At 50.3% G+C, this 19,478-nt stretch carries 17 protein-coding genes; 7 read left to right on the top strand and 10 right to left on the bottom strand.

Going from position 1 to position 19,478, the window contains the following annotated elements:
- Positions 1-103 precede the first annotated feature (103 nt).
- The 3 genes from IPG80_RS11175 to IPG80_RS11185 form a co-directional block, all read right to left on the bottom strand.
- Entirely contained in the window at positions 104-1,582 is a 1,479-nt protein-coding gene (locus tag IPG80_RS11175; protein ID WP_345106550.1) for an NHL repeat-containing protein, read from the bottom strand.
- A 132-nt stretch (positions 1,583-1,714) separates the two neighbouring features.
- On the bottom strand, positions 1,715-2,302 hold the full coding sequence (locus IPG80_RS11180; protein ID WP_345106553.1) for a TMEM175 family protein: 588 nt from the start codon (positions 2,300-2,302) through the stop codon (positions 1,715-1,717).
- Positions 2,303-2,320: 18 nt separating this feature from the next.
- On the bottom strand, positions 2,321-2,923 hold the full coding sequence (locus IPG80_RS11185) for a TMEM175 family protein (protein WP_345106556.1): 603 nt from the start codon (positions 2,921-2,923) through the stop codon (positions 2,321-2,323).
- Positions 2,924-3,088: 165 nt separating this feature from the next.
- Between IPG80_RS11185 and IPG80_RS11190 the strand changes: the two genes are divergently transcribed.
- From IPG80_RS11190 to ileS, 4 genes are all read left to right on the top strand, one after another.
- Positions 3,089-3,979, top strand: coding sequence for a nuclear transport factor 2 family protein (locus IPG80_RS11190; RefSeq protein ID WP_345106559.1), 891 nt, complete (start codon positions 3,089-3,091; stop codon positions 3,977-3,979).
- 216 nt (positions 3,980-4,195) lie between these two features.
- Positions 4,196-5,731: a glutamate formimidoyltransferase gene (gene ftcD / locus IPG80_RS11195; RefSeq protein ID WP_345106561.1), complete on the top strand. Its 1,536-nt coding sequence runs from the start codon at positions 4,196-4,198 to the stop codon at positions 5,729-5,731.
- Between the two features lie 44 nt (positions 5,732-5,775).
- Positions 5,776-6,639 (top strand): metallophosphoesterase, encoded by an 864-nt coding sequence (locus IPG80_RS11200; protein ID WP_345106563.1) that lies wholly within the window; start codon positions 5,776-5,778, stop codon positions 6,637-6,639.
- A 462-nt stretch (positions 6,640-7,101) separates the two neighbouring features.
- The gene (gene ileS / locus IPG80_RS11205; RefSeq protein ID WP_345106566.1) at positions 7,102-10,254 is read left to right on the top strand and encodes an isoleucine--tRNA ligase; all 3,153 of its coding nucleotides are present in this window, start codon (positions 7,102-7,104) and stop codon (positions 10,252-10,254) included.
- Between the two features lie 93 nt (positions 10,255-10,347).
- Here ileS and IPG80_RS11210 read toward each other — a convergent pair whose 3' ends face one another.
- Positions 10,348-10,749: a DUF3592 domain-containing protein gene (locus IPG80_RS11210; protein ID WP_345106736.1), complete on the bottom strand. Its 402-nt coding sequence runs from the start codon at positions 10,747-10,749 to the stop codon at positions 10,348-10,350.
- A gap of 301 nt (positions 10,750-11,050) precedes the next feature.
- On the opposite strand from IPG80_RS11210, the gene IPG80_RS11215 reads away from it, so the two are divergent.
- Complete coding sequence (locus IPG80_RS11215; RefSeq protein ID WP_345106569.1) at positions 11,051-11,773, top strand: CDP-alcohol phosphatidyltransferase family protein; 723 nt, start codon at positions 11,051-11,053, stop codon at positions 11,771-11,773.
- Positions 11,763-12,191, top strand: coding sequence for a GNAT family N-acetyltransferase (locus IPG80_RS11220; RefSeq protein ID WP_345106572.1), 429 nt, complete (start codon positions 11,763-11,765; stop codon positions 12,189-12,191). Before IPG80_RS11215 ends, IPG80_RS11220 begins: the two co-directional genes overlap by 11 nt.
- Positions 12,192-12,223: 32 nt before the next feature.
- Here the strand turns inward: IPG80_RS11220 and IPG80_RS11225 are convergent, their stop codons facing one another.
- Genes IPG80_RS11225 through yqeC form a run of 4 tightly spaced genes read right to left on the bottom strand, consistent with a single transcriptional unit; the run spans position 12,224 to position 15,754 of the window.
- Entirely contained in the window at positions 12,224-12,904 is a 681-nt protein-coding gene (locus IPG80_RS11225; RefSeq protein WP_345106575.1) for a lysophospholipid acyltransferase family protein, read from the bottom strand.
- Positions 12,905-12,910: 6 nt separating this feature from the next.
- Positions 12,911-13,831: a diacylglycerol kinase family protein gene (locus IPG80_RS11230; RefSeq protein WP_345106577.1), complete on the bottom strand. Its 921-nt coding sequence runs from the start codon at positions 13,829-13,831 to the stop codon at positions 12,911-12,913.
- 34 nt (positions 13,832-13,865) lie between these two features.
- Positions 13,866-14,438 (bottom strand): nucleotidyltransferase family protein, encoded by a 573-nt coding sequence (locus IPG80_RS11235; protein WP_345106580.1) that lies wholly within the window; start codon positions 14,436-14,438, stop codon positions 13,866-13,868.
- Positions 14,435-15,754 carry a selenium cofactor biosynthesis protein YqeC gene (yqeC, locus tag IPG80_RS11240; RefSeq protein ID WP_345106583.1) on the bottom strand — a complete coding sequence of 440 codons (1,320 nt, stop codon included), beginning with the start codon at positions 15,752-15,754 and terminating at the stop codon, positions 14,435-14,437. The genes IPG80_RS11235 and yqeC overlap by 4 nt, the downstream gene beginning before the upstream one ends.
- A 118-nt stretch (positions 15,755-15,872) precedes the next feature.
- Between yqeC and IPG80_RS11245 the strand changes: the two genes are divergently transcribed.
- Positions 15,873-16,772: a response regulator gene (locus IPG80_RS11245; RefSeq protein WP_345106585.1), complete on the top strand. Its 900-nt coding sequence runs from the start codon at positions 15,873-15,875 to the stop codon at positions 16,770-16,772.
- 73 nt (positions 16,773-16,845) lie between these two features.
- Here IPG80_RS11245 and IPG80_RS11250 read toward each other — a convergent pair whose 3' ends face one another.
- On the bottom strand, positions 16,846-17,793 hold the full coding sequence (locus IPG80_RS11250; protein WP_345106588.1) for a DMT family transporter: 948 nt from the start codon (positions 17,791-17,793) through the stop codon (positions 16,846-16,848).
- A gap of 28 nt (positions 17,794-17,821) precedes the next feature.
- Positions 17,822-19,477, bottom strand: coding sequence for a pyridoxal-phosphate dependent enzyme (locus tag IPG80_RS11255; RefSeq protein WP_345106591.1), 1,656 nt, complete (start codon positions 19,475-19,477; stop codon positions 17,822-17,824).
- Position 19,478: the final 1 nt, after the last annotated feature.

Below are 19,478 nucleotides of genomic sequence, written 5' to 3' on the forward strand. Positions count from 1 at the left end.
ACACAATGTGCATTTAAAGAAATTGTATCATGAGCGAGCGTGGTAAGGTGACGTTTTTTGTTCCACCTCCTTGGGTTGTGGAACGCCAGAGGCGCTGCTAGAGTTACTGGCTGGGCGGTTGGATTTCGAACTTTACAACATTATTATCCAGAGTTGAGGTGCCGTACATGTTATTTTGTGCATTGAATGCAACACCATAATACCCACCCTCAATTCGAGCGAGGTAGTTCATATTTGTATCGAATACCTGGATGTTGAAGAAATCTACAACATAGATACGGTTTTGATTGTCGGTTTCGATCTGCAGGGGATTAACGAATTTTCCCGGTGTGTATCCTTCCCCGGCTGGAGAGTCGCCTCCGAATTGACCGATGAATTCTCCGCTTGGTGAAAATTTTAGTATGACAGGATTGAAAGCATCGCAGTAATAAATATTGCCAAAATTATCCACGCCAATGATCCCGTTTGTGCTGACGTCTTCGCTGATATTGGATAAAGGATTGACAATTTCCAGATCGATCACGCCGTTGCGGTCGAAGCGCACGATGGTGGGTTCAAAGTCTTTGTCGGTCACTGCGTAAAGGACATCGTCAGCGCCTAGAACGACATACTCAAAATCACGTTCAGAATCACTGATATCGTTCAGTAATTCTCCATTTTCATTGTAGACGTGGATCAGTGTTCCGTTTGGAATGTAGATATTTCCGTCACGACTTACAGCAATGCTGCTTGAATATTGGGTGCGCTCAAAATCATCCGGTAGGAATTCTGAGATGTACGTTCCATTAGCATCGAAAATTTGAATGCGCCCGGTACCAAAGTCGGCGACGACAACGTTACCGCTCCCGTCCACTCCAATGACGCGGGCATTCTCGAACATGCCAGGTCCTGTCCCTTTGTAGCCAAATGATGTGATCTGTTTTACAAAAGCGGGTTCAGGGTCCTCTGTAAAGGTTGAAAAGAAGGAGATATCGGTTGGTATCTCAAACGGTAAATTTTCCGGAAGGAGATTTCCCAATTTTGGCAGGATAAATGCGACAATGAATACAATAACAGAGATGATCTGAAAAACAACTGAAACGCATGAGCGCCCTCTGCGGACAGGCCTTTGTGGGATGGGGGCGTAGCCGCCCTGGTTGATTACAGGCGGCGGTGTGTATTGCGGTTCAAAACGTGCGCGCGGCACTTCAGGGGTTGCTTGTGCTGTGGGTGCGGGCGCTTGCGGCTGAATCCCTGCCATGGATTGGACGCTGAACATGGAGTCTTTAGCGTTAAGTCCTGTGATCTTGCTATATGCCTTGGCTGCCTCTTCCAACTTGCCTTGTTTGGCAAGGTTGGTCACATCCGTCAGGCTTGGGATGTATTCAGGCGGCTGGCTCGGGTTAACGCTGGGTGTATAGGAACTGACAGGTGCGTTGTAAGTAGCATTGTTGGGGTACTGAAGAATTGTCCTTACTGATTCAGGAATGACGATCGTATTCCCGCAATAGGGACATTTCATGGCGACCATGCCTGCAACGGGCTCGATCTTTGCTTCACATGTGGGGCAATTAAAGGTAGGTGTGGGGGTGTTATTTTGCATTTTTTCCTCGTTTTCTAAAATGTGCCGCAAAAGATTTTTGATTATGAATCACTACACCAAACTTCACATAGGGTTTCTGTCCAAGTTGGCAGGTTAAGTTACGACATTTTTCAAATCATACCCTGTTCATTCTTAATTGATATGCCCCTTTTCGGCTACCTTTTCTTCAATGCGCGGGTCTGGGATCAGCCACATGACGGCAACGACGACGTATAAACCAGCCGAAAGCCACGGGGAGAAAAAAGCCAGGGCGATTGCGGCAGTATAAAGAAAGAGCGAGCGCAGCCCTTTATGATCCCGCCCAACGGCTTTGGCAAGGACAGAATCCACGCCGTGATGGGTGATGAGGGCGCGCGTCAGGATGAAATACGCCAGCCCGGCTGCCCATTGCACGCCGCCATAGATCGCGACGGGAATGGCTTCGAAGTGTTCGCCCATCCAAATGGTCGCAAAAGGCACTAGAGACAGCCAAAAGAGCAGATGCATGTTCGCCCAAAGGATCGAGCCGTTGACGCTTTTTGTCACCTGCAAGAGATGATGATGGTTGTTCCAGTAGATGCCGACGAGTACAAAACTGAGAATGTAGCTCAGGAATTTGGGCAGGAGTGGCAACAGCGCGCTGAGCGCACCTTCTTCGGGGGCGCGTAATTCCAAGACCATGATGGTGATGATGATGGCGATGACGCCGTCGCTGAACGCTTCGAGACGAGATTTGTGCATGGATATTTTCCTTTACGTTTAATGGGCTTGATAATTAATGCCGTCATCCACTTTGGGGAGGAAGATGATCAGAAGCAGGACGACTGCTATGTAGATTAGATAACTTGCCAGCGGATAGATATTCGCCAATAAGATCGCGCCGAGATATGAGCCGTTGACGAAGATGTAGTTTGGCGTGTGGCGGCGCAAATACTTATCACTGAACTCAGCGGTTGCCAAATGGGGATGATAGTGGACGTATACCACGGCAAGATACCCAACCAGGTTGCAGGTGATGAGCGTCGCCCCATACACAATGATCGGACCTGCTTCAAAGGGATAGCGCCCAACGAGAGAAGTAGGGAAGGGGATAAAACTTACGCATAACAACAGCAGGATGTTCAGCCAAAGAAAGCCGCGGTCTGTGGTTTTGATGGCATGCATGGAGTTGTGATGTATGACCCAATACAACCCAATGATGATAAAGCTCAATATATATGCGAGGATGCGCGGCAGGATGGAACCAAGCGTTTGCCAAAATTGACCGTACTCTACTTCGGGAAAGCGAATATCGAGAATCAGTAAGGTAATGACAATGGCGAAGACCCCATCACTAAAGGCTTCGAGCCGGGACTTTTGCATGAGAACTCCTAAGGTTTTTGTTGTGAGATCGATCTGTGAATCTTAAAGTATAAATACCAATTCGGGAACCCCATTACCTTTAGGTGATTTTCAGGTTGATATGCTTAGATAAAATGTTGGTTGCTTTATCCGTATTCTACAACCTTATTTTTAATGGAGAATTTCATGAACAACAAAAGAAACATCCTCTTGGCAGTCACTGTATTGGTCTGGACATCACTTGCCTGTCAGGCGTTGTCTCCTTCAGATTCTGCCAGCGTCCCGCCGGAGACCGCAGCGACTGAAGAAGAGAGCAGTTCGCTCCTGCCCTCTGACTCATCCGCTACAGAAGAAGAACCCGTGCAAAATGGTGGTATCTATGATGGCAGCTGGGTTGGCACAAACACAGTAGATAATAAAGAAATTCTATTCACGGTTGAAAATAACCAGGTCGTCTCTGTTGCCTTGAATTACACAGGCGAATCCAATGGCTGTGATTATCATGGAGCGATTAGCATCGGTGAAAATACTGGCGGCATGGACCCTATTGTGGTGGATGGTGAGAGCTTCTCCTCTTCTATTGATAAATTTGGCGATGACCTCACCTTTGCAGGAACGTTTACATCCGAGAGCGAAGCCAGTGGAACCCTTCTCATTAAATCTCCGGCAGACGGGATTTGCGGCGTCTTCGAAAAGGAAGTTTCGTGGACTGCCAGCAAGGATTCGAGCGTAGATGCCGAGCCTGCCGAAGACACTGGCGGGACCGTATCTGAAGAGGATACTAATTCCATCGTGACCCAGTTTTTTGATGCCGTCAATGCAGGTGACATGGACACAGCCATGGATATGGTCGGCGAAAATGTCATGTTCAACTTTGGGACAACCACCCAGTTTGGGCGCGATAACTTGAAGGCATACCTTACTTCGTCCGGGCTTACGTATCAAATTTCAGGTGTTGAGTCGTTTAGCAGCGGCATGGCAGAATTCAAAGCCACTGCCAGCGATGGCACAACATATTCATTCTGTACCATCCTTTTGCAAGACGGCGAGATCATTTCTCTGTCTCTGCAACCCTAACGGATTTCTTAGTACAAAAACAGTCCCTGCAATTTTTGCGGGGACTGTTTTTTATTTCGTAATGTCATGCTGAGGGGCGTTTTGTTGCCCCGAAGCATCTCGGCAAGATTGTGCCAGAGACCCTGCGGTCGCGAAAATCACGCTCCCTCAGGGTGACATAGTCTTTTATAATGGACGGCATACCAGACTAATGAAAATGTGAGATCATCAAACTACATGGCTACTCAACTTATCGAATGTATTCCTAATTTTTCTGATGCGCGCCGCCCCGAAGTGATCGACCAGATCGTCGCCGCCATCCAGGCGGTGGGGGAGGTCAAACTCCTCGACCGCTCTTCCGACCTTGACCACAACCGCACCGTTCTAACCTTTGCCGGGTCAGCCGCAGGTGTGGAAGAAGCCGCCTTCCGTGCCATTCAGACTGCCGCATCACTCATCGACCTCGATCAGCACACTGGCGAACATCCACGCATCGGCGCCACCGATGTCGTTCCCTTCGTTCCGCTTAGCGGCGCGAGCATGGAAGAATGTATCGCAATCGCACAACGCCTCGGTGAGCGTGTCGGCAAAGAGCTCAGTATCCCTGTTTATCTGTATGAATCCGCTGCCACCAAGCCCGAGCGCACCAACTTGGAAAATATCCGCAAGGGACAATACGAAGGTCTCAAAGCCGACGTCGAAACCAACCCCGAACGCAAGCCAGATTTTGGTCCCAGTAAACTTCCCAAGGCGGGTGCAACTGTCATCGGCGCGCGCAATCCTCTCATTGCTTTCAATGTCTATCTCACCAGCGACGATGTCAGCATTGCCAAGAAGATCGCCAAAGCTGTGCGTCAATCTTCGGGCGGGCTGCGTTACGTCAAGGGTCTTGGTCTGCTCGTGGATGGTCGCGCACAAGTCTCGATGAACCTCACCAACTTCCGCGAAACACCCATCGCGCGCGTGGTCGAATTCATTCGCCGCGAAGCCGAGCGTTATGGCGTCGGCATTCATCACAGTGAGCTTGTCGGCTTAATTCCACAAGAAGCCTTGGTGGATGCAGCGGTCTGGTACACCCAGTTGGATGCTTTCTCTCCCGAACAGATTCTAGAATCCAGGCTTTTCTCTACTCCCACCGCTGCCGCCTCAGACTCACCCAAGCCAGCTTCTTTCATCGAAGAATTAGCCGCGCCGACACCGACTCCCGGCGGCGGGTCCGCGGGTGCGTATGCAGGTGCCATGGGGGCGGCTCTTGTTGCGATGGTGGCAGGTGTGACCATGGGTAAAAAGAAATACGCCGAGGTGGAAGCCGAAATGCAGGCGATTCGGGTTGTTGCAGAAAACCTTCGTAAAGAGCTCACTCAGGCTGTGGATGATGACGCTTCATCCTTTGAAGTTTTGATGGCGAAATTTAAAATGCCCAAAGAGACAGACGAGCAAAAGTCTGCTCGTGAGGCGGCGATTACACAGGCAACCTTGAATGCCGCGCATATTCCTTTACACGTCAGCCAACATGCCGTTAAAGTGATGGAGCTTGCACTTAAATGTGCCAAATCTGGTTTACAAAGCGCCATTAGCGATTCTGCTTCTGGCTTTGCCATGGCGCGTGCTGCATTGACGGCCGCCGGCTACAACGTACGCATTAACCTTAACTCACTTGAAGATAAATCTCTCGGCGAGCGTATGCTGAGCGAATTAGCAGACCTGGAATCAGCCGCAGACAAGCTTGAAGGGGAGATGCAGGTTGTGATGAAAGAAAGAGGCGGGATCTAGATCCTGTTCTTATATAAATCCTGGAAGGAAACTAAACTGAAATCATGGCTTTATCACGCAGAGACTTTTTAAACGTTTTGAAATACGTAGTGGGAACCGCCCTTGCCAGTTTGGCGGGAAATTACTACCTTACCCGATTCGAGCCGTCCTGGGTGGACGTGACTCGTATTAATATTACTATCCGTGGACTCCCCGAAGCATTTAGCGGGTACCGAATTCTTCAGATCAGCGATATTCATATTGGTGGTTGGATGGACAAGGAACGACTTGCCAACGTGGTGGATATTATCCTCGCGGAAAAGCCAGACCTGGTGGCTGCAACAGGTGATTTTCTGATCGGTACTCACTGGAACCCGGATCTCGATGGCGCTGCTTGGGAATTTTTAGAGGTTATGACCCCGCTTGCTCAAGCCCATAAAGTGGTGGCTGTGATGGGTAACCATGACCACTGGACGGATGTTGAACGCGTCCGGACGATGCTTTCCATGGCAGGAATCCTTGAATTGAGAAATGATGTCCATGCCCTTGAAAAAGATGGTGAGAAACTTTACCTGGCAGGGGTTGATGATATTTATGTGAATGCACAGGATCTGAACCTTGTTCTGGCGAAATTGCCTGAAGGCGTGCCGACCATTTTGCTGGCCCATGAACCTGATTATGCGGATGTAACAGCCGAAACGGGCAGGTTCCATTTTCAAATTTCCGGGCATTCACATGGCGGGCAGGTTGTTCTTCCGTTTGGCAGCCCGGTTGTGCTGCCTGAGTGGGGAAGGAAATATCCTGCTGGTCTGTATAATTTGGGCAATATGTTGCTTTACACCAATCGCGGTGTTGGTATGACCAGTCCTTTTGTGCGCTTTAATTGCAGACCAGAGATAACAGTCTTTACACTGTATGGAGCCGGGTAGGTCTCCTGTTGCCTTCAATGAAAAAAATCTTTACTTGCCCTTTTATCGCGGCTTGTGTATAATCTCAATATCAAAAGCGTGGATGGGAACGAGTAAACCGTTCGAGACGAACAGCGAGTCCGTGAAGTGGTGTGAGGCGGATACGAGCAGACGGTTGAAAATCCTCCCGGAGCTGTGAACTGAAATCAGGGAAATCTCTGAGAGTAGGGAATCCGGAGTTGTTCTTCGTTATCGGAACAGGATGATGGTTGTCATCCAATGAGTGTTCATCTTCGGATGGAAATCAGAGTGGTACCGCGTGAGCCTTGCTCTCGTCTCTGTTAAGAGATGAGAGCTTTTTTATTTAATATTTACCGTCATTGCGAGGAGGGTGCTCTTCCCGACGAAGCAATCTCAGACATAGTCATGAGATTGCTGTCGGGCGAAAAACATCGCCCTCGCAATGACGAAGAGGAGAAACGAATGTTCAAAACAGTCAACCCAAAACTTGACGTCCCTGCCATGGAGGACAACGTCCTCAAGATGTGGAAGAAGCAGGAAGTCTTCAAGAAGACCATCGAGCAAAGACAGGGCAAACCCGAGTATGTCTTTTACGAAGGTCCGCCCACCGCGAATGGACGCCCCGGCGTGCATCACGTCTTGGCGCGCGCCTTCAAGGACATGTTCCCGCGCTACAAGATCATGCGCGGATATCACGTCTCGCGCCGCGGCGGCTGGGACACACACGGTCTGCCGGTCGAGATCGAAGTGGAGAAGCAGCTCGGCTTCACCAACAAGCAGCAGATCGAAGAATATGGCATCGATAAGTTCAATGAACTGTGTCGCAAGTCCGTCTTCAACTACATCCAGGAATGGGAGAAACTGACCGACCGCATCGCTTTCTGGGTGGACTTGGATACTGCCTATGTGACCTACGAGAATGATTACATCGAGTCGGTCTGGTGGATCTTGAAAAACTTCTGGGAGAAGGACCTGCTCTTCAAGGGTTATAAGATCGTGCCGTATTGCCCGCGCTGCGGCACGCCTCTCTCAGACCATGAAGTAGCGCTCGGCTACGAAGATGCTACTGACCCTTCGGTATTTGTGCGTTTTCCGCTGGCTGATAAACCTGATACCTCTTTCCTGGTATGGACGACCACTCCGTGGACTCTGCCTGCCAACGTCGCCGTCGCCGCCCACCCCGAAGTGGATTATGTGACCGTCGAGCGCGAACATGCAGGTGGGACGGAGAAATTGATCCTTGCCAAGAACCTGCTCGAAAAAGTCTTCCGCGGCGAAGAAGTGAAAGTGTTGGATACCTTCAAAGGCAAGAAGCTGAAGGGCATGAAATACAACCCGCTCTTCACATTTGTGCCGTTGGACAAACCCGCCCATTTCGTCATCCTCGGTGATTTCGTTACTACCGAAGATGGCACCGGTCTTGTGCATCAAGCTCCTGCTTTCGGCGCCGAAGACATGGAGATGGCGAAGAAGTATGACCTGCCCGTCTTGCTTACGGTTCAACCGGATGGTACCTTCATCCCGGAAATCACCCCATGGCGCGGAATCTTCGTCAAAGATGCCGACCCACAGATCATCAAAGAACTCGAAGCACGCGGACTGATGTTCCGGGCTGAGACGCTCGTGCATACGTATCCCTTCTGCTGGCGCTGTCATACGCCACTGCTGTATTACGCGCGTGACTCGTGGTACATCCGCACCAGCGCGAAGAAAGAAAATCTCGTCAGCCTGAACAAGACCATTCACTGGGTTCCCGATCACATCCAGAACGGACGCTTCGGCAACTGGCTCGAAAATAATATCGACTGGTCGCTCTCACGTGAACGCTATTGGGGTACGCCGCTGCCGGTTTGGGAATGTGAGAATCAAGATTGCAAACACCGCGAGTGTGTTGGCTCGGTGGCTGAACTTTCTGAAAAAGCTGGCAAGGATTTAACTGAACTCGACCTGCACCGCCCATACGTGGACAGTGTCCATTGGACTTGCTCAGATTGCGGCGGACAGATGTCGCGCGTTAAAGACTTGATCGACGTGTGGTTCGACTCAGGTTCCATGCCGTATGCGCAGTGGCATTATCCGTTTGAGAATAAGGATAAGTTCGAAGCGCAATATCCCGCCGATTACATCTGTGAAGCGGTCGATCAAACGCGCGGCTGGTTCTATTCTCTGCATGCCATCTCGACCTTGCTCAATGACGAAGTCTCGTTCAAGAACGTCATCTGCCTCGGTCACATTCAAGATGCCGAAGGACGCAAAATGTCCAAGTCGTTGGGTAACATCGTCCAGCCGTGGGATGTGCTCAACGTCCACGGTGCGGATGCGCTGCGCTGGTATCTCTACACCGCCACGCCGCCCGGACAGGAACGCCGCTTCTCCTCCGATCTGGTCGGGGAGGTAATCCGCAACTTTACGCTAACGCTGTGGAATGTCTACTCGTTCTTTGTGACCTATGCCAACCTCGACAAGCCGCAAGCGCTGACCGTCACCGCGCCAACCAATGACTTGGATCGCTGGTTGCTCTCTGAGTTGAACGTACTCGTGCGTGACGTGACCAAAGCGTACGAAGAATATGACGTCACCAACGCCACACGCCCGGTCGAAAAATTCGTTGAGACGCTTTCTACATGGTATGTGCGTCGCTCGCGCCGTCGCTTCTGGAAGAACGACTCGAGTTCTGATAAGCAGGCTGCATACTCAACACTCTACACCGCGTTGACCACAGTTGCCAAGTTGATCGCGCCTGCCATGCCTTACATGGCGGAAGAGTTGTATCAGAACCTCGTCCGCTCGGTGGATGAGACCGCGCCTGAGTCGGTTCACCTTGCTGAGTGGCCCCAGGTAATGGAAGAATTCATCGACGAGTCGTTGAACACCGAAATGAATTTGGTGATGAAGCTCGTCTCGCTCGGGCATTCCGCGCGCCAGAAGGCGAATCGCAAAGTGCGTCAGCCGTTGGCAGAAGCCGCCTTCTCGGTGGGAAATAACACCGAACGCGCCGCGCTGATGAAGAACGTGGAAGTGATCCAAGATGAGTTGAACGTCAAACAAGTCCGCTTGTTGGATGCTGCCACAGAGGCTGTCTCTCACTCGGTCAAGCCGCTGCCCAAGCAACTCGGACAAAAATACGGCAACAAGTTCCCTGTCATTCAGAAGGCGATCCTGGCGATGAATGCCGAGGAAGTAGCAAAAGCCCTATTGACTGGCAACCCGCTCGAAGTCCAAGCTGGAGGCGAGACCTTCCAGATCATCTCTGAAGAAGTGGAAGTCAAAGCCTTGGCGAAGGAAGGCTTTGCCGTGGCTGAAGATGGCGCGTATGTGGCGGCGCTCGTCACCACGCTCACGCCGGAACTCGTTGCCGAAGGCATGGCGCGTGAATTCGTGCGCCGCGTGCAAGACCTACGCAAGACCGCGGACCTGGACGTTGCCGACCGCATCGAACTGTTCGTGGAAGCCAGCGCAGGGTTGAAGACCGCCGTGGAGACTCACGCCGATTACATCAAGTCTGAGACCTTGACGGTGAAGCTGTCCTTCGCGACTCCGCCTGCGAATGCATCTGTGGTGGAAGATGCCTTTGAAGGCGAGACGGTGAAGGTGGGCTTGGTGAAGAGCGGGTAAGCGCAGTGAATAGGGGATAGTTGATCGTGCATAGGAAGACCTCGGAGTTTTTTAAAACCTCCGAGGTCTTTTTGTTAAGACATCAACTTAAACTTATTTTATTGCCAGAAAAGCCAGTACGAATTGTAACAAAGCAAGCCCGAAGAAAATAACCGCACCAACGAGCGAGGACATGGAAGGGGAGATGTTCCCCGGTTCCAGTACAGACTTTTGCGGGTCATTGGGGTCGTAGTACACCTGCACCGTCTGCCCGACCTGGTAGGATTTGATACGATCTTCGGCATCTTTCTTCGTGCCGGTGGAGATCAAATGGTCGTTGAAGGCAAAACGCTCACAGACCAGAGCTTGCCCATTAACCGCATACGTACTTTGCACCCATGGACGAAAGTACGATAGATTTTTTCTCCTGACATTTACCCACTCTGCTCGGGAGGAAACGATAGTGACCGTTCCCGGCACTGAGGGCCACGAACGGCTGGCTTGCGCGTCACGCAGCCCGGTAGACTGCGTTTAAGCAGCCGATAGCTTTGCCAAAGGAACACCCCGGCAAGGATCAAGAAAAAGAGAAGGGAGATAAATAGTTTCATGGTTATGGTAGGGTGTTGATCAATTTGATGGCACTCATTGCTAGATCCAACACGAGTTTGCCTTCACTTTCAACTTATCAGCGTATTTTACACTGAAAAACTAGGCATATCTTTTTGCACTTCCCACTTCTCAGGTTCTACCCGTATAATTCCATAACCATAAACCCTTTCCTGTGTTTACTCAATTACAAATCACCCAAGGACTTCTCATGACCTCCTCTGCACAAACCAAACCCAACCTCATCCGCTCCATCCTTGCCTGGGGGGTGCATCTCTTCACCGCCACCGGCGCCATCTGGGGCTTGCTCGGCATCTTTGCCATCTTCGAGAACGATTACAAGATGATGATCGTCTGGATGATCGTCGCCATGCTGGTGGACGGTTTCGACGGCATGCTCGCGCGCTGGGCAGACGTGAAAAAATATGCCAACGGCATCGACGGCGCTTTGCTCGATAACATCCTCGACTATCTCAACTATGTGGTCGTGCCCGCCATCTTCATGATCCACACAGACCTGCTGCCTGAGCCGGTCAAGTGGCTTACGGCTTGCCTCATTCTGCTCACGTCCGCGTATCAATTCACCCAAACCGACGCCAAGACCGATGACCATCACTTCAAGGGCTTCCCGTCCTATTGGAATGTTGCCGCGCTTTACATGCTGTTGATGAATTTGCCGCCCTGGGTCAACTTTGGTTTTCTGATGCTCTTCAACATCATGGTCTTCATCCCGGTTAAATATATTTATCCCAGCCGCAATAGCTATCTGCGCACATTGACACTAGGGTTAACCTATTTGTACGGAGCAGTGGGTATTTGGGGTTTGCTGCAATACCCCAACCATCCTCAGTGGGTAGTATGGGCATCCTTCCTTTATGTTGGCTATTATTTGATACTCAGTCTCATCCCTAAAAAATCGGCTCATGCAAATTGAAGTCGTTCACATAACGGACGATGAACTCTACGAAGCTTTTCAACGCCTCGTCCCGCAACTGACCAATAACAATCCGCCGCCCACTCGCGAAGACCTGATAGCTCTTATTCAGGAACCGGGGACTACGCTGTTGCTTGCACGTAGCGACAATGGACACATCATCGGCGCCCTGAGTCTGATCGTTTATCGCGTACCGACCGGCATCCGCTCCATCATTGAAGATGTTGTTGTGGATATTTCTGCCCGTGGAAAAGGAGCTGGTGAAGCCTTAATGCTGTATGCAATTGACCTTGCCAGACAAAAAGGTGCGCGAAATATTTCACTTACTTCAAATCCCGCACGGGTGGCGGCGAACAAGTTATACCTGAAAATGGGCTTTGTAAAACGAGAAACGAACGCGTATCAAATGAAATTATAAAAATAATGCTCGCCATCAGGCGAGCATTATTTTTATAATTCTGTAAGCACTAAATATTTTTGTGTGGCTTTACTCATATCGCTGTATTCGCCGCGATATTGTTCAGGCATCATGGCTGCGATCTGATACATCATTTCATCCACCATTTCCTGACGCATCTCGCTTGTAACTTTGCCTTCAGCCTTCACGTGAAAGGGCTTTCCAATGCGAATGTGAAAATCAGTGCGCTTGAAAGCCTTGAGATTTTTCATGTAAACCTCACCACCCCAATGGACCACGGGAACGATCGGCGCGCCGGATTTCAATGCGAGAATTGCCGCCCCCGGCAACCCGCGACGAAGGATACCGGTCTTGTTGCGGGTACCCTCTGGGGCAACGCCAAAAATACGACCCTCCTCAAGCATGCGCAATGCGGATTTGAGCGCGCTCATATCCGCTTCGCCGCGATGGACGGGGATGATATCCCAGGCGCCAAAGACCCAACGCAGGAAGGAATTTTCAAATGCCTCTGCCTTCGCCCACCCGGTGATCTTGCGCGGTTGCAGCATGGTGGCAAAAACAGGCACTTCCACTTGCCCGGTATGATTGGTGATAATGATCAAAGGACCGCTCATTGGCAGGCTTGTCATGCCGCCTGGTGCATCAAGACGCAGGGTCAGCCGAAAGTAAATTCGTAATAGGAGGGTAATAAGCCAGAGAGAAAAATTTTTCATACAAACTCAGGCATGAATGATCTCAAGTTCTTGCGGCAATAATTCAAGTGTCAGGTGTTTACCTTCAAGGCAGATGAACTCGCCGTCGGCATGCGCGGGGAATGTCATGTCCAATGATGTGATCGCAACTTTTTTTGCACGTTTCATCTGGATCTCTGGTAATGTTGCCTGGGTCCCTTTGATGAAGTGTGGGATCATTTGTAAAATACGACCTTTGGTCGCAGTCTCTGCAATGCAGAGATCAAACAAGCCGTCATCGGCTTTTGAGTCGGGTGCCATTTGAAACCCGCCGCCCATGCGTCTGCCATTCATAACCGAGATCATCAGCGAAGTTTGTTTGATGACCTCTTTATCGTCCAGCACGATCTCAACCTGGGCGGGGTTGTAGTAAAGGAAAACGGTTTTGATCACACCGATAAGGTATGCCAGCAAGCCGCGCGTCCAGCGGACTTTGATGGCTTCGTTGCCAACTGCAGCATCGAAACCTACACCAATACCATTCCCAAAATATCTGCCGTCGGGATAATCTCCGCCTTTGACGACACCCAGATCGATCTTTTTACGCTTGTTTGCTTTCAAAGCCTTCAAGCCTTCGTCTAGTGTTGTGGGGATGCCCGTGCCGCCCGCAAAATCGTTGCCGGTGCCAATTCCCAGCACAGTGAATGCAACACTGTTGTGCCCCGCTTTTTTTGCGCGCATAATCCCATTGATAGCTTCGTTCACGGTACCGTCACCGCTGGCGCAAACGATCACATCGTACCCAGCGCGTGCAGCGCCTTCAGCAAGTTCTGCTGCATGCCACACGCCAGTCGTGCGCACCAAAGTGAAATCAAAGTTGTTATCTTTCAGATAAGATTCGATCTGCGGTATGGATTTTTCTCCCAGTCCGCGCCCCGATGTTGGATTGACGATCACAAAATGTTTCATGCCTGCTCCCATTGCCGAAAGTGGAGCGAGTTTATCACATGCGCGGTTTATATTTCAAGTAATCGTCGGGGGTGTCGAGATCTTGCAGGATCGTAGCTGTGTCTAAATTCACATACTCGATCTGGTTTGCATGTCCGCTCAAGAACTCACGCATCGAATTTCCCTGCGTTGTCAGGATCTCTCCCCATACTGAACGCGCCGCTAGCCAGGGATGTCCGCGCCTCATTTGATAGCTTGGTACTACCAGAATTGACCTGCTTTTTCGAAACGCTTCACAGACGCTTCGCACGCTTCCTTCTTCGATCTGCGGTTGATCACCCAGACAAATCAAAGTGGCTTCCGCTGTCGTATTTTGTGCCTGTAACCCTACCTGCAGTGACACCAGCATTTCGCCGTTGTTGTTTTCTGAAATGCGTACATCCGTATTGCTCATTCTTGCGGCGATCTCTGCATTTGTAACGAGGGTAATATCCTCGATCTCCGCGGCGCGTAAAGTCTGAATTACCGTTCCGAGAACAGTCGTCTCACCCCAGGGCATCAGCATCTTTTGCTGACCCATACGTGTGGACTTCCCGGCAGCGAGAATAATGGCGGAGATCGTGTTCATTCGAGCTTCTTTAGACGTTCGTAATCTTCGGGTTTGTCCACATCAAAGATAAGAATATCATCATGCCAGGGTAGAAATGAAACTCGATGTTTATCGAATATTGCGCGTCCACCTACATCGCCTGTTAATTGCAGCAAGTCAGAGAAGGTGACCCGGTCAAACAAAACCGGGTTTGCCCGGCGTTCCTCTAGAACGAGGGGCACGATGACCGAATGACGTTCACTTGTGTGTGATTCAACCAATGCCCGGATGACCTCGACGGGGATTTGCGGTTGATCTGCAAGTAAAAACACGGCTGCACCCGTGTTGGGGGGCAGGGCGGTAATTCCTGTTTTTACGGATGTGCTTTGTCCTTGCTGGTACTCCAGATTGCGAGCCAATATCACCGGCAGGTCTTGTAGGTGAGCTTCGATCTCGGCGTGGTGAAAGCCGGTAACGACCACCACAGGTTCAAGTCCTGCGTGAAGCGCAGTTTCTGCTACATGGCGAATGAAAGATTTACCTTTCCAATCCAGAAGTTGTTTTGGTTGTCCGTACCGGCTGGACGTTCCAGCTGCAAGGATGATCCCCGCAGTTCGCTCTATCAGATGAAGATTATCTTGTTGCAGAGATCCGACAATGACGGCATCGAAGTCGTTTAGCAAATCAAGCGCCATACCGCCGCTGATGGATAATAATTCAGGTGTATCTGCTTGATTGAGCAAGGCGACTCGTTTTGCCTGACTTGGAATATTTTTCAAGCCGCCTTGTGGATGTTTGAGAAATGCCTGAATGGATTGAGGCATTACTGGCCCACCAAACTCAAGCCCTGTAAGTTGTGAAAATATTTCTGCTCGAAACACTTGATCTTCATGCAAAGGGAATCCAAGGCTGCGTAGCCCGGTGACATGGATAACGATATCGGTAAATTCAGGAATAGGCGGCTCGTGTGCCGCAGGTGCTTTAAGTGGTTTTTGGCGGGAGCCATCCGCTTCGATCAAAAGGGGGGTCTTCTCGGATTTTGATTTTGCGTGTAGCCAATAAAGCGTTTCTTGTGAGACCGGCTTTGTCCTATTGCCTTCAACCTTTCCTGTGACTAGAACAACACCTTTGACAGAGATATCTACCTCACTGGCGCTTGCAATGATATGGTGATCAGCCAATGATGTTTGCCAAATGCCAAGATGTGACGTGGCAGTGACAATGACCATTTCATGCCAGGCAAGAAGCTGGCGTGCAAGCTGGAATAGGGCAGTGGTCTTGCCGCCGGAGCCGCTTAGGCAGATTACAGGGGCAGGGGAAGTTTTTTCAACTCGAATTGCTTTTAGAAGGTTCATAATGGCTTTATTCATTGTAATTGTATGATAAAAAGTGCGATTCCGTATACAGGCAGGGTGCTCCAGGACGTATAATGGATTCATCTTATTCGTTCTGGTATTGTACAAGGGTGTATTTATGGAAAAACCAATTGCATTGATCGTTGAAGATGACCGTGATATTGTGGCTTTGTTCAGGCATGTGCTTGATATTGCCGGTTACCAAACGGAGATCGTTTTGGACGGCAAGGATGCCATGGATCGTTTGGAAGTCATGCGTCCGAACATTGTGCTTTTAGACTTGCAGCTGCCACGCATGTCTGGCATTGAAATCTTGAAGCGCATGCGGGATGACGAACGCCTCATGCGTGTGCCGGTCGTTGTCATTACCGCCTATGCTCCCTATGCAGACAGCCTGCCGGTAGAGCCGGATCTGTTGCTGCTCAAGCCGGTGGATATCAACCAGCTGAGCAGCCTTGTGCAACGCCTGCAAGCCACTCAGGGCGCATTGGATGAACCCACACATGATTTTGTGACAGGGTTGTATACCCTGCCGTTCTTCAACGTCCGCATGACTTTTTCATTGGAGCGCATCAAGCAAAGCTCCTTTCGGCGCTTTGGCGTTCTCTTTGCAGATGTATCTCAAATGAATGAACTGCGCGATCACTTGAACGAGACCGAGATGCGAAATTTTCTGCGAAAACTTGCGGATCAATTCCGTATTACGCTTCGTCCTACGGATACCATGGCATGGTCGTCAGAGACGAGCATGTTCCTTACCCTGATCGAGGATATTCCCACGCCTGAGGCGCCGCTTAAGATTGCCGGACGTCTGCGTGACAGCATGAAGCGTTTTCTCGAAAGCAATGATCGCGGTTTGGGGCTGCGTGCGAATGTTGGTGTGTTGCTGTGCGATACAGACTACGTCGATATCCCTCACATCTTGCGTGACCTGGATTTGGCGGTGCAGCATTTGCGCGCAGGGTTGTACACTAACCCCTCCATTTTTGATCGTGAAATGCTGGCTGAACATCGATAAATCTTTTTTATTAATAAACGAACATCCTCGTGAATCGTTGTGCTCACGAGGATGTTTTTGTTTTGCTTTTAAACTATTCATACGGACCAAAGGTGTCTTTGGGCAGCCCTGGAGGGCGGATCCATGATAGCCAGCCGGTTCGTCTGGATGAGGTGAAAGGAGTGGGTTTTTCATACATGACGAGGATCAGGCTTACCCCCAGCCCTAATGCGCCCAGCCACTGAGTAATAGAGAGGCTTTCACCCAATAGAAGGCTGCTGAATAGAATGGCGATCAACAACTCTGCAAGTCCAAGCAATGCGGTCTGCATACCGCCGATCTTTTTCACGCCAAGGAACAAAGCCACCCGCGAGAAAATGGTCACGAAGGTTAAACCTGCAACTGGCAGCCAGGGTGCCTGGGCAGCGGGCCAACTGTTATCAAAGATGAAATATGCCGGTATGACAACTGCGCTCATTGATAATAGTGTATAAAGTGCTACGGTTGGTGCAGGGACCTCATATAGAACACGCTGGTTGATAGGCAGATGCATGGCATATAGAATAGCTGCCATGATCATCATGACTACACCAACGGTGTCCATTGGTCGATTTGGAACATATGTTAGCAATAAGACTGCGATCGTGGCAAGGGTGATGCGGAAAATAGTGAGGCGGCTTGGTGGTTGATGGTCAAGTACCAGCCATAAGGCGACAAAGAACGGATATAAAGAGTAGAGTAACTGCCCTAGGCTTGCATCCAGCCTTTGCAGTGCCATGTAATAAAAGAGGGATCCGAATCCATTGATGGTGCCTGCTAGGATGCAGCCGATCAAACCCACCGGAAAAATGTATAGATATTGACGATAAAAGAGCAGCATCACTATCAATAAGATGCCCGCTGCAAACCCGGTTCGTAAGGCGACCACTGCAAAAGGGGAGAACCCTTGTGTGATGGCAAGTTTTCCGAAAACCGGTGCCATGCCAAGGAAGATCGCAGAACTAAATGCTGCAAAGACCCCGGCTGTGTGTTTATTTACCAATATCGCCAGCCTTTTTTGGTGGTTGAATTTATTTCAAAAGAGACTTTACCTCATCCAGGAATTCATCATTGAGAAAATCGCCTTTTTGCAAGAGTGCCTGAATGTGTCCACTGAGACGGTTCTTTTCGTCGGGAGTAAGTTCTTTGGCGGTGGCAACGATCACGGGAATGGTCGCAGTTTCTGGGTTTGACCGTAACGCTTCGATAACAGAGAAGCCGTCCATTTCCGGCATCATGAGATCAAGGATCACAAGGTCTGGCAGTTCACGCTGGATCAAATCCAGCCCTTCACGTCCATTTTCGGCTTCGAGGATGGTGAAGTTGCCTTGTGATTGTAAAATTCGCCGAATCAAGCGGCGCGCTTCAAGCGTGTCCTCTACGATGACAATTTTAGGGAAGCGCTCCGGGGCAACTTGTGTAAGTGCCGAGAGCAATCCTTCTTCCTGCGGCGCCTGGGCAATGGTCGGGAACTTCACATCGCGTGCCCAATTCTCGCCGAGAATTCCCTGCTCGGCTGGCATAGTGTGTCCTGTACAATTGACAACCACCGTGTCACTGGGTTTTATCACTCCGGCGCGGATCAATTTGAACAACCCCGCAAATGCCGCACCTGCGGCTGGCTCTGCAGATATGCCTTCCATCTTGGCAAGGACATGCATAGCACGAATAGCTTCTTCATCGGTGACGCTTTCAAATACACCGTTCGTGCTATCCACGTGATGTTTCAGGAATTCATATGCCCGCCCAGGGTCGCCAGTGGCAAGCGTTTCGATCCTTGTTTTCGGGTTGGTGACGGGCTCGGCTTTCTCAAGTCCTTTTTTCCAACTGTTCACCATTGGTGCGCAGCCTTCTGCCTGGATGGGTGCAAAGGCGGGGATCTTATTGATCCATCCCATTTGCTGCATTTCGCGAAACCCTTTATGGACACCTAGCGGTCCCATTCCGCCGCTAATTGCCTGCACGTACCAATCCGGGGTACGCATCTGGGAGTTTTCTTCGGGACCGAGTGCAATAGTTAATTGTTCAGCGATCTCAAAGGCGATGGTCTTCATGGCTTCAATGGACGTGATCGTTCGTGCGCCCATATCCAGGTATAACTTGCGTTGACGGGCAAACTCAGCAGCCACTTGTTTGCATTGATCATATGAACCGGTGATCTTGATCACCTGGCTGCCATACAAAGCGATCTCACGCATCTTAACTGCCGGAACAAGGCTGGTGACAAACGCCCAAAGTTTCATCCCTGCCCGTGATGCGTATGCAGAATACGATATAGCAACATTCCCGGTAGAAGCCGCCACCATTTCAGTGATGCCTGCTTCTTTCAAAGCTGCAATCGTTACCGATGCCTGACGGTCTTTAAAAGAGGCGGTGGGTCCCTGCCGTTCGTCCTTGATAAAAATATTGGGGCAACCTAACATCATTCCCAAATTAACTGCACGAATCAACGGACTGAAGCCTTCACCTAGGGAAAGGCTGATGTTCGGATTGCGGACTGGGAGCAATTCCCGATAACGCCAAAGATCCTGCTGGCGCGCCTTGAGTTTCTCAGGCAAGGTCTTTCCAAGCAATTCATAATCGTATTCCGCTTCGCGCCATTGGCTGCCGCATTTTGGGCAGGTCGTGGATGTAGGGAAATATGGCGCATTATGCCCGCAGTCCAGGCATTTAATGATAAATGACACG

Source organism: Candidatus Villigracilis vicinus, assembly GCF_016702885.1.
GTDB classification, from domain to species: Bacteria; Chloroflexota; Anaerolineae; order Anaerolineales; family Villigracilaceae; genus Villigracilis; species Villigracilis vicinus.

Excerpts from the sequence above, each read along its gene's own strand:
- IPG80_RS11175 (WP_345106550.1), bottom strand. The coding sequence starts at position 1,582 with ATGCAAAATAACACCCCCACACCTACCTTTAATTGCCCCACATGTGAA.
- IPG80_RS11180 (WP_345106553.1), bottom strand. The coding sequence starts at position 2,302 with ATGCACAAATCTCGTCTCGAAGCGTTCAGCGACGGCGTCATCGCCATC.
- IPG80_RS11185 (WP_345106556.1), bottom strand. The coding sequence starts at position 2,923 with ATGCAAAAGTCCCGGCTCGAAGCCTTTAGTGATGGGGTCTTCGCCATT.
- IPG80_RS11190 (WP_345106559.1), top strand. The coding sequence starts at position 3,089 with ATGAACAACAAAAGAAACATCCTCTTGGCAGTCACTGTATTGGTCTGG.
- ftcD (WP_345106561.1), top strand. The coding sequence starts at position 4,196 with ATGGCTACTCAACTTATCGAATGTATTCCTAATTTTTCTGATGCGCGC.
- IPG80_RS11200 (WP_345106563.1), top strand. The coding sequence starts at position 5,776 with ATGGCTTTATCACGCAGAGACTTTTTAAACGTTTTGAAATACGTAGTG.
- ileS (WP_345106566.1), top strand. The coding sequence starts at position 7,102 with ATGTTCAAAACAGTCAACCCAAAACTTGACGTCCCTGCCATGGAGGAC.
- IPG80_RS11215 (WP_345106569.1), top strand. The coding sequence starts at position 11,051 with ATGACCTCCTCTGCACAAACCAAACCCAACCTCATCCGCTCCATCCTT.
- IPG80_RS11220 (WP_345106572.1), top strand. The coding sequence starts at position 11,763 with ATGCAAATTGAAGTCGTTCACATAACGGACGATGAACTCTACGAAGCT.
- IPG80_RS11225 (WP_345106575.1), bottom strand. The coding sequence starts at position 12,904 with ATGAAAAATTTTTCTCTCTGGCTTATTACCCTCCTATTACGAATTTAC.
- IPG80_RS11230 (WP_345106577.1), bottom strand. The coding sequence starts at position 13,831 with ATGAAACATTTTGTGATCGTCAATCCAACATCGGGGCGCGGACTGGGA.
- IPG80_RS11235 (WP_345106580.1), bottom strand. The coding sequence starts at position 14,438 with ATGAACACGATCTCCGCCATTATTCTCGCTGCCGGGAAGTCCACACGT.
- yqeC (WP_345106583.1), bottom strand. The coding sequence starts at position 15,754 with ATGAACCTTCTAAAAGCAATTCGAGTTGAAAAAACTTCCCCTGCCCCT.
- IPG80_RS11245 (WP_345106585.1), top strand. The coding sequence starts at position 15,873 with ATGGAAAAACCAATTGCATTGATCGTTGAAGATGACCGTGATATTGTG.